At 67.4% G+C, this 13,387-nt stretch carries 13 protein-coding genes and 1 tRNA gene; 7 read left to right on the plus strand and 7 right to left on the minus strand.

Translation table 11 applies throughout. From position 1 onward, the window contains the following. Positions 1 to 54 precede the first annotated feature (54 nt). Positions 55 to 1,458 carry an alanine/glycine:cation symporter family protein gene (locus ACFPOB_RS03305; RefSeq protein ID WP_377795878.1) on the plus strand — a complete coding sequence of 468 codons (1,404 nt, stop codon included), beginning with the start codon at positions 55 to 57 and terminating at the stop codon, positions 1,456 to 1,458. A gap of 51 nt (positions 1,459 to 1,509) precedes the next feature. Here the strand turns inward: ACFPOB_RS03305 and ACFPOB_RS03310 are convergent, their stop codons facing one another. Together ACFPOB_RS03310 and ACFPOB_RS03315 are read right to left on the minus strand one after the other, a co-directional pair. Continuing rightward, positions 1,510 to 2,271, minus strand: coding sequence for an SDR family oxidoreductase (locus ACFPOB_RS03310; RefSeq protein WP_377795880.1), 762 nt, complete (start codon positions 2,269 to 2,271; stop codon positions 1,510 to 1,512). A 115-nt stretch (positions 2,272 to 2,386) separates the two neighbouring features. Further along, positions 2,387 to 3,646, minus strand: a complete 1,260-nt coding sequence (locus ACFPOB_RS03315; protein ID WP_377795881.1) for a DUF2254 domain-containing protein — start codon at positions 3,644 to 3,646, stop codon at positions 2,387 to 2,389. Positions 3,647 to 3,752: 106 nt separating this feature from the next. Between ACFPOB_RS03315 and ACFPOB_RS03320 the strand changes: the two genes are divergently transcribed. Further along, positions 3,753 to 4,838, plus strand: coding sequence for a Kelch repeat-containing protein (locus tag ACFPOB_RS03320; RefSeq protein WP_377795883.1), 1,086 nt, complete (start codon positions 3,753 to 3,755; stop codon positions 4,836 to 4,838). On the opposite strand, the gene ACFPOB_RS03325 is transcribed toward ACFPOB_RS03320, so the two are convergent. Beyond that, on the minus strand, positions 4,835 to 5,794 hold the full coding sequence (locus ACFPOB_RS03325) for a nucleoside recognition domain-containing protein (RefSeq protein WP_377795885.1): 960 nt from the start codon (positions 5,792 to 5,794) through the stop codon (positions 4,835 to 4,837). The two genes, ACFPOB_RS03320 and ACFPOB_RS03325, sit on opposite strands and share 4 nt — an antisense overlap. 114 nt (positions 5,795 to 5,908) lie before the next feature. Here ACFPOB_RS03325 and ACFPOB_RS03330 point away from each other — a divergent pair, with 114 nt between their 5' ends. Beyond that, positions 5,909 to 6,361: an Lrp/AsnC family transcriptional regulator gene (locus ACFPOB_RS03330; RefSeq protein ID WP_377795886.1), complete on the plus strand. Its 453-nt coding sequence runs from the start codon at positions 5,909 to 5,911 to the stop codon at positions 6,359 to 6,361. Between the two features lie 30 nt (positions 6,362 to 6,391). Here the strand turns inward: ACFPOB_RS03330 and ACFPOB_RS03335 are convergent, their stop codons facing one another. Then, a complete protein-coding gene (locus ACFPOB_RS03335) occupies positions 6,392 to 7,702 on the minus strand; it encodes an aspartate aminotransferase family protein (RefSeq protein ID WP_377795888.1) in 1,311 nt (436 codons plus the stop codon). 226 nt (positions 7,703 to 7,928) lie between these two features. Between ACFPOB_RS03335 and ACFPOB_RS03340 the strand changes: the two genes are divergently transcribed. Next, positions 7,929 to 8,777, plus strand: a complete 849-nt coding sequence (locus ACFPOB_RS03340; RefSeq protein ID WP_377795890.1) for a LysR family transcriptional regulator — start codon at positions 7,929 to 7,931, stop codon at positions 8,775 to 8,777. Positions 8,778 to 8,905: 128 nt separating this feature from the next. Next, positions 8,906 to 9,871 carry a tripartite tricarboxylate transporter substrate binding protein gene (locus ACFPOB_RS03345; protein WP_377795892.1) on the plus strand — a complete coding sequence of 322 codons (966 nt, stop codon included), beginning with the start codon at positions 8,906 to 8,908 and terminating at the stop codon, positions 9,869 to 9,871. A 33-nt stretch (positions 9,872 to 9,904) separates the two neighbouring features. Here the strand turns inward: ACFPOB_RS03345 and ACFPOB_RS03350 are convergent, their stop codons facing one another. From ACFPOB_RS03350 to lipB, 3 genes are all read right to left on the minus strand, one after another. Beyond that, a complete protein-coding gene (locus tag ACFPOB_RS03350) occupies positions 9,905 to 11,503 on the minus strand; it encodes a carboxyl transferase domain-containing protein (protein ID WP_377796058.1) in 1,599 nt (532 codons plus the stop codon). Between the two features lie 171 nt (positions 11,504 to 11,674). After that, positions 11,675 to 11,872 (minus strand): hypothetical protein, encoded by a 198-nt coding sequence (locus ACFPOB_RS03355; RefSeq protein ID WP_377795894.1) that lies wholly within the window; start codon positions 11,870 to 11,872, stop codon positions 11,675 to 11,677. Positions 11,873 to 11,939: 67 nt separating this feature from the next. Then, on the minus strand, positions 11,940 to 12,644 hold the full coding sequence (lipB, locus tag ACFPOB_RS03360; RefSeq protein ID WP_377795896.1) for a lipoyl(octanoyl) transferase LipB: 705 nt from the start codon (positions 12,642 to 12,644) through the stop codon (positions 11,940 to 11,942). A 136-nt stretch (positions 12,645 to 12,780) separates the two neighbouring features. Here lipB and ACFPOB_RS03365 point away from each other — a divergent pair, with 136 nt between their 5' ends. Together ACFPOB_RS03365 and ACFPOB_RS03370 are read left to right on the plus strand one after the other, a co-directional pair. Next, the gene (locus tag ACFPOB_RS03365) at positions 12,781 to 13,050 is read left to right on the plus strand and encodes a FliM/FliN family flagellar motor switch protein (protein ID WP_092159516.1); all 270 of its coding nucleotides are present in this window, start codon (positions 12,781 to 12,783) and stop codon (positions 13,048 to 13,050) included. Positions 13,051 to 13,173: 123 nt separating this feature from the next. Next, a tRNA-Leu gene (locus ACFPOB_RS03370) sits at positions 13,174 to 13,258 on the plus strand. The last annotated feature ends 129 nt before the right edge of the window (positions 13,259 to 13,387 follow it).

A 13,387-nucleotide genomic window follows, 5' to 3' on the forward strand; every position in this document is an offset into this window, starting at 1 on the left:
GACAAGACGATCGGATCGAACTTTCAGAACATTCTTTGGCGGGGGCAAATCGGCGTGACTGCGATCATTGGATTCCTCAATACCGTCTTCTGGGGCTACGTGCTGATCTACGGCCTGCTGGCCGTCGGCATCTATTTCACCCTGCGGCTGAAATTCGTTCAGATCCTGCATTTTCCAGAGCTCTTCCGCTCCGTGCTCAACGCGCCGGTCGAGGACAAGAGCGGCATCACCCCGTTCCAGGCGCTCTGCACCAGCCTCGCCTCACGCGTCGGCACCGGCAATCTCGCCGGCGTCGCGGTCGCGCTCTATCTCGGCGGCCCCGGTGCGATCTTCTGGATGTGGATGGTCGCCCTCGTCGGCATGGCGACGGCCTATTCGGAAAGCACGCTCGCCCAACTCTACAAGGTCCGCGATGAGAACGGACAATATCGCGGCGGCCCGGCCTTCTACATCGCCAAGGGCCTGAACGCGCCCTGGGCGGCGGTCTTGTTCTCGCTCTGCCTGATCCTGGTCTTCGGCCTGGTCTTCAATGCGGTGCAGGCCAACTCGATCGCCGATGCGATGCAGGGCGCCTTCGGCTTCGACAAGATCTATGTCGGCGTCGCGCTCGCGGTGCTCTCGGCCGTCGTCATCTTCGGCGGCATCAGCACGATCGCCCGCGTCGCCGAATATGTCGTGCCGTTCATGGCCATCGCCTATCTGCTGGTCGCGATCTACGTACTGGTCGTGAACATCGCCGAGGTGCCTGCGATGTTCGCCCTCATCGTCAAGAGCGCCTTCGGGCTGGAGGCCGCCGGCGGCGGCATCGCCGCGGCGATGCTGAACGGCGTCAAGCGCGGCCTGTTCTCCAACGAGGCCGGCATGGGTTCGGCCCCCAACATCGCCGCGGTGGCGACGCCGAACCCGCACCATCCCTCGTCGCAAGGCTTCGTCCAGGCGCTCGGCGTCTTCATCGACACGATCCTGATCTGCACCGCGACGGCGATCATGATCCTGCTCTCGCACAAGCTGGCGCCGGGCTCCGGCGTCACCGGCACGCCGCTGACCCAGGAAGCGATGACGGTGCATATCGGCGCGGCCGGGCGCTATTTCATCGCGGTGGCGATCTTCTTCTTCGCCTTCACCTCGATCATCGGCAACTACGCCTATGCCGAGAACGCGATGACCTATCTCGGCGCCAATGGGCCGACCGGACTGACGATCCTGCGGCTCGGCTCGCTGGCGATGGTGATCTGGGGCGCCTATGAAAGCGTCGCGACCGTGTTCGACGCCGCCGACGCGGTGATGGGCCTGATGGCCTCGATCAACCTGATCGCGATCGTGCTGCTCTCGGGCACGGTGGCCAAGCTGACCGCCGACTTCCTCGCCCAGCGCAAGACCGGGGTGCCGCGCTTCGCAGCCGCGCAATATCCGGAGCTCGCCGGCAAGATCGACCGCGAGATCTGGGACGAGAAATAGGCGCGAAACCGATCGGCGCCGCCCTGGCGGCGCCGGTTGGCGATGAGCTTCTCAGCCGCGCCCGACGAGCGGGGCCTTGGTCGCCATCACCGTGACGAACAGGATGTTGGCGTCGAGCGGCAGGCCGGCCATGTGCAGCACCGTGGTCGCGACATGATCGACGTCCATCACCGGCTCGACCTTGATCGAGCCGTCCGGCTGCGGCACGCCGGTGGTCATCTTCTTGGCCATTTCGGTCAATGCATTGCCGATATCGACCTGGCCGACGGCGATGTCGTATTTGCGCCCGTCGAGCGAGGCGGTCTTGGTCAGGCCGGAGATGGCGTGCTTGGTCGCGGTGTAGGCGGCCGAGTTCGGCCGCGGCACCTGCGCCGAGATCGAGCCGTTGTTGATGATGCGCCCGCCGCGCGGCTCCTGCGACTTCATCGCCTTGAAGGCTTCCTGCGTGCACAGGAACGGGCCGGTCAGATTGGTGTCGACGACCTTCTGCCAATCCTCCAGCGAGAGGTCCTCCAGCAGCACGCCGCCCGGCGCGTTGACGCCGGCATTGTTGAACAGCACGTCGACGCGGCCGAACTTCGCCTTGGTGGCAGCGAACAGCGCCTCGACGGACGTCTTGTCGGTCACGTCGGTCGAGACCGCGAGCGCCTGCTCGGCCGGCGCGCCCGCGAGCGTGATCGTCTCTTCCAGCGCGTCGGTGCGGCGCCCGGCCAGCACCGTGCGATAGCCGTCCTTCAGGAAGGCGATGGCGACGGCGCGGCCGACGCCCGAGCCGGCACCGGTGATGATCGCGACCTTGTTATGCGCAGACATGCGTTTCCTCGTCATTTTACAATTTCAACCGTTTCAAGTGCCGCACGATAACAGCGCATGCAGTATGCTGAAGCGGACCCGCCGCGCAACCGCGATGCCCGCGCTGCGTGCCGGCTCAGTTGCCCAGCTTCGCCGCAGCGCGCACCCTAGCGGAAAGGTCGACCACTGCGCGCCGGTCCGGTTCGAACGTCAGCGTCGCCACGGCACGTGCCGCCGCGAGCTCGGCGTGGCGCAGCGCAGCCGGCGTCAGCCGGCCCGAACCGGCGGCTGCCAGGATGGCGAGCGCTTTCTGCACCCTGATGCCGACTTCGACCAGGGCGGCCCCGTCGCGCGCCAACGGCGTGAACACGTCGTCGAGCAGGTCGTGCTCGTCGAGGCCGGGGACCGTGACATGCCGGCAGGCCGGCTCCTCCTCCGCGCCCTCCCCGGCCCAAATCGACAGGATCCGCACCGCGCGCCCGATCACGTCGATCGCGGTACCCGGATCGTTGACCGCCGGCGACAGCGCCCGCGAGGCGATCTCGGCGAGGACCGACAGGCCGAAGCGCGGGTCCTGGTCGAACGAGCGCATGTCGCCGATGCTGAAGGCTTTTTGCACGGCCCCGAGTTGCTCATCTGCCAGCCGGCGACTCGAACGGGCGAGGATGCTCTCGCGCGCCACGAATGCGCCCGGCAGTACCAGCACGTCGATGCGCCCGCCGGCCGCCTGCGCCAGCTTGTCGAGCGCCGCGACGTCGAGATGCTGGAGATAGCCGGTCTCGCTCGCAAGGATCGGCACCCCCTCCGCCATGCCCCCGGCTGGTGGCGGCAAGGCACCGAGATGCGGCTTCCGCCGGCGCTCGCGTAACGCCTCGGCTGCGGCTTCCTCCACCCGCCGGGTCGTTTCCCCCAGCCGCCCGAGGCGCGAAAGGTATTCGATCCAGCGCAGCAGGGTGACCACCACGAGGGCGATCACCGCGATGGTCGCGATGAAGAGGACGGCGCGCCCCTCGCCGCCATAGACGCCGGTGCTGAGCGCCACGATGCCGACGATGCTGAACAGGAAGGCGCCGATGAACGTCGAGAGCGCGTTCTGGGCCTTGGTGTCCTGCAGCAGCAGCATCGTCGCCCGTGGCGTGACGCCGGTCGCCGCAGCGGCGTAGGCCGAGACCATGGCGCCGAGCGAGAAGGTCGTCACCGCCAACATGCTCGATGCCATGATGCCGAGCACATTATCGACGGCGTCGGCGCCGATCCGGACCGAGACGGCCGGCGGAATGAACGGCTTCAGCCAGATCGCCACGAGCGCCGTCAGCGCTCCAAGCAGCGAGAACAGGGCCGAGCGCACCCAGAGCCGTCGCGTGAACTGCGCCAGAAGCCATTGCCAGCGCGTCATGCGGCTCGCCTTTCACCAGGTCGTGATCCCGTCGCCAGCTTGCACGCCGACGGCGCCCATTGCCAACGCCCCTGCCAGCCGTAGGTTCATCATGGGAGGACGCATCATGACCAGCCTGAGCCGCCGCAGTTTCATCGCCGCCGGTGCCGCCGGTCTCGCCGCCCCCACCCTCGCCCAGCAGCCCGGGCACGAGCAGCATGGCGGCCATTACGAGCGCCTGAACCAGCCCGGCCGGATCGGCAAGCCCGAGCTCGCCGCCGCCCAGAACGTCTTCGATTCACCGGCCCCGAAGGCAATCAGTCCCGGCCGCTGGAGCACGAAGGCGCTGCTGCCGCTGCCGCGCTCGGAAATGGCCTGGGCGGCGGCGCATGACGACCGCATGCACATCGTCGGCGGTTATGGCGAGCAGCGCACCGACCGGGCCTACCACCATGTCTACGATCCCAAAGCGGACAGATGGAGCGACGGCGCGCCGCTGCCGCAAGGCGCCAACCATGTCGGCGTCACCTTCCTCGATGGGAAACTCTACGCCATCGGCGGTTTCCTGGAGCAGAATCGCAAGCCGCATCCGCGCTGCTTCGTCTACGACCCCAGGGCGGACAAATGGGCGCAGATCGCCCCGCTGCCCCGCCCGGTCGGCTCGGCCGCGATCGTCGGCCTGAACGGCGTGCTGCATGCGATCGGCGGCGCGATCGGCGACACCACCGACACCAAGACTTCCGTCAACTGGCACCTGGTCTATGATCCGAAAGCTGACAAATGGAGCGAGCGCACGCCGATGCCGACGGCGCGTGACCACACCGGAACGCTCGCGATCGGCAATCTGATCCATGTCATCGGCGGGCGCGTCGACTCGTTCCACACCAATTCGAACCTGCACCACGCCTATGACCCGGCGACGGACAAATGGGCGCCGCGCAACCCACTGCCGACCGCCCGCTCCGGCCATGGCGCCGTGCTCTATCGCGGAAAGGTCTTCATCATGGGCGGCGAAGGCACCAACCGCGTCTTCGGCCAGATGGAGGCCTATGACCCCGCCAGCGACGGCTGGGAGCAGTACGCCCCGATGCTGACGCCGCGCCATGGACTGGGGGCGGCGCTGGTCGGCGACGCCATCCACGTCGCCGGCGGCGGCCCGATCATGGGCGGCGGCGTGCAGAGCGCGATCCACGAGGCGTTCAGTCTGAGCTAAGAGCGGCTGGCGGAGTCGCTCGGCGCGATCGGAGCGCCTGAAAACCGCTCGAGGAAAAGCGCTAGAGCCGCCGTCGTGGCAATGGCGAACGCCAGCCGCCCGAGCAGCACCGTCGTCAGGTCGGCGCCGAGTGCGACCACGACCAGCGTGTCCTCGATCAGGCTGTGGGCGAAGCCCATGAAGACGCTGGCTAGGAAGATCTGGCGCGGCTCGATCGGCTGCCGGCGCACCTCAGCCAGCATCAGCCCGCTGCCATAGGAAATGCCGAGCAGCAGCCCGACGGTGGTGAAGGGCAGCGCCTCCTGGCGCAGGCCGACCAGTCGGAACAGCGGCGCCAGCGCCTTGTAGAGCAGATCGAGGATGCCGGCGGCCCTGAGCAGCTCCATCGCCCAGGACAGAGCGAGCAGGACGGCGAGCATCACGACCAGCGTCTTGACCAGCCCGTAGGAGAAGCCGAGCCAGCCGCCCTCGCCCGCCGCGGGCGTCCAAACCGGGACCATCGGCTGCGCCAGCCAGCCGGTCGCGGCAAAGAGCTGGTGCAGCAACGCGGCGAAGACAATCGCCCCGGCGATGCGGATGATCGACGTCGCCCAAAAATTCGGCCCAGCCCTGGCGACGATGCGCTGCTCGACCGGGATGGCATGCGCCAGCAGCAGCAGGGCCGAGAACACCGTCATGTCGGCGCTGCTGAGCACCAGCGTCGGGATCAGCGTGAACAGCACGACGATGCCGCCCCACATCCCGACCAGCAATCCGGTCAGCCAGGCCAGGGCCAGCTCCGGCGGCAGGCCGAAAAGCTGCATCGCCGGCGCCAGCCAGGGCGAGACGGCCTTGATGACCCCGAACTCGGCCAGAGCCTGGGTCGCGATCGCGATCGGGACCATGACCACGACGAGCTCGCGGTAGACGACAAAGGTCTCGATCGTCCTGCGCTGGAATTGGGTCTGGAGCGGCATCGGCGGCAATCCTCGCTTGGTACCGGGACGCTAGCGCCGATGCATGCGCGGCAGTGGTCAAAATCGCCGACTTCGTGCAATTTTATTGCACGACGCTCACCGAGGTTCGCCGTGATGGATCGCATCGACAGAAAGCTGCTGAACCTGCTGCAGGCCGATGCCTCGCGCACCAATGCGCAGCTGGCCGACGAGGTCGGGCTCGCCCCGTCGAGCTGCTTGCGGCGGATCAGGCGCCTGGAACAGGCCGGGCTGATCCTGCGCACCGTCGCGATCCTCGATCCCGTCAAGGCGGGCAAGAATCTGAAGGTGATCATCGCCGTCGAGCTCGCCCGGCATGACGAGCCGAGCCGACGGCAGTTCCTCGAACTGGCGGCCCGCCAGCCGGCGGTCGTCCAGGCCTATGGCGTCACCGGTCAGACCGATGTGATGCTGATGCTGCGCGTCGCCGACATGGATGAGGTGACAGCGCTGTGCGAGTTGCTCTTCGACGGGCACAGCAATGTCACGCGCTATTACACCATGGTCGTCAACAAGACCGGCAAGGAGACGACGGCGATCCCACTGTGATGCCGCCATCTCCCCGCGCGTCGGAGCGCGTTACTGCACGCGTGACGCCGCCTCGATGGCGTCGGACATGATCGCCAAGCCCTGGTCGACCTCGGCCTCGGACACGGTCAGCGGCGGCGCGATGCGGAAGACGCCGCCCATGCCGGGCAGCTTGACGATGTTCATGCTGAGACCGCGGCGCATCGCCTCGTCCATGATATGCGCCCCGAGCTCGAAACCGGCCGCCTTGGTCTTGCGGTCGGTGACGACTTCGAGGCCGAGCAGCAGCCCGCGCCCGCGGACATCCCCGACGCATTCGTATTTCTGCTGAAGCGCGAGCAGCCCCTGCTTCAATCGCTCGCCGCGCTCACGCGCCTGGGCGACGAGGCCGTCGCGCTCGACCACGTCGAGTACGGTGACGCCGACCGCCGCCGTCAACGGGTCGGAGACATGGGTGGTGTAGAACAGGAAGCCGCGCTCGAACGCCGTCTGCTCGATCGCTGCCGTCGTCATCACCGCCGCCAGCGGCAGGCCGGAGCCGAGTGTCTTGGAGAGCGTCAGGATGTCCGGCGTCACGCCGTCGCGCTGGAAGGCGAACATGTGCCCGGTGCGGCCGACGCCGGTCTGCGCCTCGTCGAGGATCAGCAGCATGCCGCGCTCCTCGCATTTGCGCTTGAGCGCGGCAAGGTATCCGGGCGGCAGCTCCAGGATACCACCGCTCGACAGGATCGGCTCGGCGATGAAGGCGGCCAGAGCGCCGGTCGACTGCCGGTCGATCAGCTCGAAGGCGTCGTCGAGCTCGGCCTGCCAGTCATTGCTGCCGTCGGGATGCTTGAAGCGCGGGCGATAGGAATTCGGCGCCGGGATCACGAAGGAACCGGCGGCGGCTGGCCCGTAGCCGCGGCGCCCGGCGCTATAGGTCGCGGACGCCGCCGCCCCGGTCATGCCGTGCCAGCTCTGCGCAAAGCCGACGACCTCGTGGCCGCCGGTGACCAGCTTGGCCATGCGGATCGCCGCCTCGTTCGACTCCGCTCCGGTCGTCAGCAATTGCACGCGGGGGAGCCCGGGCGCGAGCGCCGCCAGACGCTCAGCCAGGGTCACCACCGGGCGCGAGAGCATGCCGCTGAACAGATGCGCCACCGCCCGCATCTGCCGATCGACGGTCGCGACGATGTCGGGATGGGTATGGCCGAGCACGGCGCTCATCTGGCCCGAGGTGAAATCGAGGATGCCGCGGCCGTCCGCATCGTAGACGAAGGAGCCTTCGGCACGCTCGACGATGATCTGCTCGAAGCTCGGCCCATAGCGCGTCAGATGCGTGTTGGCACTGGCCCAGAAGGCGGGATCGGCATTGAGCGACATGGAGGTTCCTTTCGGGGGCGTGCAAGCAGTCGCCATTCCAGAGCGCCAGAGCCGGATCCGATCAGGCTGGCACAGCCTGGTCGGTGAATCCGTCTCTGACTTTGGGTTTAGAGACCGCTTTTACCAATCAGCTTGCCATGCAAGCTGATTGGAGCGGGCTCTAGCGCCGCTTGCCTCAGCAGGCAAATTGATACTTCTTCAATCCGATATCGATTGGATTGATGTCATGTCGACGCTCGATCTTACTCTGCTCAGGAATTTCGCCGTCGTGGCAAGGACGGGCTCGATCAGCCTTGCCGCCGTGCAGGTCGGCCGTACCCAATCGGCGCTGAGCATGCAGATGCAGCGCCTTGAGGAGCTGATCGGCCAGGCGCTGCTGCATCGCAGCGGTTCCGGTGTCCGGCCGACAGCGGCGGGCCAGAAACTGTTGATGCATGCGGAAGCCCTCCTCGCCAGCCATGACGAGATTCTGGCCGAGATGCGCGGCGCCGGATTGAGCGGCGCCTTGAGCCTGGGCTGCCCGGAGGATTACTCGATCGCCTTCCTGCCCGACCTGTTGCGCAGCTTCTGCGCGCTCCATCCCGAAGTCGAATTGCGCATGGTCTGCGCCCCGACCTCGGAACTGCGCCCGCTCCTGCATCGCCGCCAGATCGAAGTCGCACTGGTTTCGCTGCCCGACGCCACGAGCCGGGAGGTCATCCGCGAGGAGCGCTTCGTCTGGGTCGCCAACGAAGCCGAGCCGCCGATTCTCGGCCAGCCCAGCCTGCCGCTCGCCCTCTCCGGCCCGCTGACCCTCGACTATCGCGCCGCCGGCGAGGCGATGGAGGCGGTTGGCCGGCGCTATCGCATCGCCTTCGCCAGCAACAGCCTCGCCGGCCTGATCGCCATCGCCCGCTCCGGTCATGCGATCAGCGTGCTGACCCGGACCGCCGTCCCGCCCGATCTCCACATCGTGCAGACCGGCCTGCCACCGCTTCCGGCGATCGGCATCGCCGTCGAGTTCGCCGATCAGCGACCCTCCGCCGCCGCAGCCGCACTGGGAGCTCATATTCGGGCCGAGCTGCCGCGCCTGTGAGGCCATGCCGAGATCCGACACGGCGCCACAATCTCCTGCATACAAAATTCCGCATACACTCTTGCCGCTGCAGCGCCGGCGCTCTACTCCTTGCATGCAAGAAGCAACGACAATGAGGGAGGACTATGATGAAGCGATTCCGCACGCTCGCTTTGGCCCTGGGAGCGCTCGCCATCGGCGCCGCGCCGGCCTTCGCCTTTCCGGACCGGCCGGTGCAGCTGATCGTGCCCTGGGCGGCCGGCGGCGGCATGGATGCCGTGATGCGCATCTTCGCCAATGGGCTGGAGGCCGAGCTGAAGCAGCCGGTCAACGTCGTCAACCGCACCGGCGGCGGCGGCGTCACCGGCCATACCGCGATCGCGACCGGGGCTGCCGACGGCTACACCATCGGCGGCGTCAGCCCTGAGATCTCCTTCTTCAAGACGCTGGGCCTCGGCGATCTCACGCCGGACAGCGTCGATCTGTTCTCGCGCGTCTCGCTCATCCCGGCGGGCGTCACCGTCAAGGCCGACTCGCCCTACAAGACGATCGCCGACTTCATCAAGGCGGTGAAGGAGAACCCGAAGGGCACCTTCACCTCCTCCGGCACCGGCACCGGCGGCTCCTGGCACGTCGCTTCGGGCGGCCTGATGAAGGCGGCCGGCCTGCCCGCCGACCAGATCCGCTGGGTGCCCAGCAATGGCGGCGCGCCTGCCCTGCAGGATCTCGCGGCCGGCGGCATCAGCGCGTTCACCGGCTCGCCGATCGAGGCCAAGGCAATGCTCGACGGCGGACGGGTGCGCACCATCCTGCTGATGACCGAGGAACGCCATCCGAATTTCCCGGACGTGCCGAGCGCCAAGGAGGCCGGCCTTGACTGGACCTACCAGAACTGGTTCGCCATCGCCGCGCCCAAGGGCGTGCCGGCCGACCGGCGCAAGATCCTCTACGAAGCGGCCGAGCGCACGATGAAGCGCGAGGATGTCCGCAAGGGCATGGCCGATCGCGGCATCACCCCGGTCTGGGATACGCCGGCGCAGCTGCAGGCTTATGTTAAGAGCTTCGGCGAACGCGGCAACGGCGTGCTGAAGGATCTCGGCCTGGCCAAGAACTGACGAAGAAGCGCGCGGCGGCCACCCGCAGCGCGCTCACATCCTGAACACGCCGAAGCGGGTCTCCGGCACCTCGGCGTTGAGGCAGGCGGAGAAGGCGAGCGCCAGCACCCGGCGCGTCTCGGAGGGCAGGATGATGCCGTCGTCCCAGAGCCGGGCGGTGGCGTAATAGGGGGAGCCCTCGGATTCGATCTTGTCGCGGATCGGCGCCTTGAAGGCCTCCGCGTCTTCGGCGCTCCAGGGCTTGCCCTCGGCTTCGAGATTGTCGCCGCGCACGGTCGCGAGCACGCTGGCCGCCTGCTCGGCACCCATCACCGAGACCTTCGAATTGGGCCAGGCAAACAGGAAGCGCGGCGAATAGGCGCGCCCGCACATGCCGTAATTGCCGGCGCCGAACGACCCGCCGACCAGCACGGTGATCTTCGGCACCCGGGCCGAGGCGACCGCCGTGACCAGCTTGGCGCCGTCCTTGGCGATGCCGCGCGTCTCCGCCTCGCGCCCGACCATGAAGCCGGTGATGTTCTGCAGGAACAGCAGCGGGATGCGGCGCTGGCAGCAGAGCTCGATGAAATGCGCGCCCTTGAGCGCGCTCTCCGAGAACAGGATGCCGTTATTGCCGATGATGCCGACCGGGATGCCGTGGATGCGGGCAAAGCCCGTCACCAGCGTCGAGCCGTAGAGCGGCTTGAACTCGTCAAGCTGCGAGCCGTCGACCAGCCGGGCGATGACCTCGCGGATGTCGTACTGCTTCTTGAGGTCGGTCGGCACGACGGCATCGAGTTCGTCGGCGCCGTAGAGCGGCTCGACCGTCTCGGCGAGGTCGATATCGGGCCGCTTGACGCTGTTGAAGTTGCTGGCGATGCGGCGCGCGATCGCGAGCGCATGGGTGTCGTCGCCGGCATAATGGTCGGCGACGCCCGAGAGCCTGGCGTGGACGTCGGCGCCGCCGAGATCCTCGGCCGAGACGACCTCACCGGTCGCCGCCTTCACCAGCGGCGGGCCGCCCAGGAAGATCGTGCCTTGATTCCTGACGATCACCGTCTCGTCCGACATCGCCGGCACATAGGCGCCGCCGGCGGTGCAGGAGCCCATCACCACGGCGACCTGCGGGATGCCGAGCCCCGACAGCGTCGCCTGATTGTAGAAGATCCGGCCGAAATGCTCGCGATCGGGAAAGACCTCGGTCTGGTGCGGCAGGTTCGCGCCGCCCGAATCGACCAGGTAGATGCAAGGCAGCCTGTTCTCGCGCGCAATCTCCTGGGCGCGCAGATGCTTCTTCACCGTCATCGGGTAATAGGTGCCGCCCTTGATGGTGGCGTCGTTGCAGACGACCATCACCTCGCGCCCGGAAACCCGGCCGATGCCGGCGATCATGCCGGCGCCGTGCACATCCTTGTCGTACATGTCGTAGGCGGCGAGCGAGCCGATTTCGAGGAAGGCCGAGCCGGGATCGAGCAGGCGCAGCACGCGTTCCCTGGGCAGTAATTTTCCGCGCGAGGTATGGCGCTCGCGCGAGCGGGCATTGCCGCCGAGCGCGGCGGTCGCGCGCCGCTCCAGCAGTTGATCGCGGAGCGTGCTCCAGGCCGCGACATTGGTGCGCGCCTCGGCCGAATTGAGATCGACCTTGCTCTCGATGACCGCCACGGCGCGCTCCCTCACGACAATTCTTCAGTGCGGGTTATGGCGCGCCGGGCGCAAAAGGCAAACAGGCGACGGCGCGCAGATGCGCCGTGCGTGAATTTGCAGCGCGCTTTCCGTTCAGCCGATCTCGGCTGAACGACCGTAAATCGCGCCAAACGACATTGGCTATTCGCGCATGCGCCGGACCGAGCCGGTCACCGTCGGAGCCGCGAAGGCACCGACCGCCCCGCCCGCGACGGCGCCGATCGGCCCGCCGATGATCGCGCCCGTTCCTGCCCCGGCGGCAGCGCCCGCAATGCGTTCCTCGGTGGTGGAGCAGGCTGAAAGCAGGGCTGCCAGGCAGCCCGCGAAGATGAGCTTCATCGTCATCGTCCCCGTGGTTTCGTCACGGGGAAAGGCATCCCGGCCGATGGTCAATGCGAGGTAAACGTCAGGGAACGGCGACAGTCGGCCCGAAAATCTGCTCGAATTCGGCCCGCAGCGCGCTGTCGACCTCCGGCATCGTCAGCGGCAGGCCGAGATCGACCAGTGAGGTCACGCCCTGGTCGGAGACGCCGCAGGGCACGATGCCGTCGAAATGCGCCAGCTCCGGCTCGACATTGAGCGAGATGCCATGAAACGAGACCCAGCGCCGGACGCGGATGCCGAGCGCCGCGATCTTGTCCTCGACGCCCGCCCCCTTCTCGGGCCGGCGAACCCAGACGCCGACGCGCTCCTCGCGCCGCTCACCGCGGATGTTGAAGGCGGCGAGCGTGCCGATCAGCCAGGCTTCCAGCGCCGAGACGAAACGGCGCAGGTCCGGCTCGCGTCGCTTCAGGTCGAGCATGACATAGGCGACGCGCTGGCCGGGGCCGTGATAGGTGAACTGCCCGCCGCGCCCGGTGCGATGCACCGGAAAGCGCTCCGGCGTCAGCAGGTCCTCGTCCCTGGCCGAGGTCCCGGCCGTGTAGAGCGCCGGATGCTCGACCAGCCAGACGCGCTCGCGTGCCTTGCCGTCGGCGATCAGCGCGGCGCGCGCCTCCATCTCGGCGACGGCCGCCTCATAGCCGACCGGCTCGTCGGCGATCACCCATTCGACCGGCTCGGAACCCGCCTCGGGCAGGAACGAGACCGCAAGCGCCTCGCGCGTCTTCACGTTGGCTTAACCTAGTTTGTTCAAGTCTTGGAAACTGGTGTCGCGCCCGTTTCGCTTCGCCGCTGCTCATGCGCCGGTTTCCGCGTCGCTGGCAAGTTCGTGGAATTGTTTTCAGGTAAGTCTGCGGAGGCAGGTTTTGAAGGCCGATCTCGACAACGTCGCGGTAGAGCTCACGGTGGTGCTCGGCTCGGCGCAGATGCCGATCTACAAGCTGCTGCGCATGGGTCGCGGCGCGATCATCGAGCTCAACGCCACCGAGAACGACGAAGTCCAGATCCTCGCCAACAACCACCCCTTCGCCAAAGGCCATGTCGTCGTCGCCGGCACGCGAATCTCGGTCGAGATCACCGAGATGCTGATGCGGCCGACTGTCTACACCCTCGAAACCGTCGCCGACGCCGCCTGAGCCGGGCCTTCCCACAGTCCTGACGATTTTCCTGACTGCGGCTCTTGTAGCCGGGAACTCGATTTGCTAGACCCGCGCCGCTCCGGAGTTCTCCGCCACAGTGCGGCGGCCTTCAGAGCCGCTGCGGTCATGGCGGAATTGGTAGACGCACTACCTTGAGGTGGTAGCGGGGAGACCCGTGGAGGTTCGAGTCCTCTTGACCGCACCAGTTTAGGACGCAGGTCCGCGAAACGGCGATCCCCTCGGGATCGCCGTTTTTCATTGCGGATGCATCGAATCCGCTCCCGGCGCGTTGCCATGAAGCCGGGGCGCTGACACAAGGGCGCTGACGCGTTCC

The organism is Allobosea eneae, assembly GCF_042657265.1.
GTDB classification, from domain to species: domain Bacteria; phylum Pseudomonadota; class Alphaproteobacteria; order Rhizobiales; family Beijerinckiaceae; genus Allobosea; species Allobosea eneae.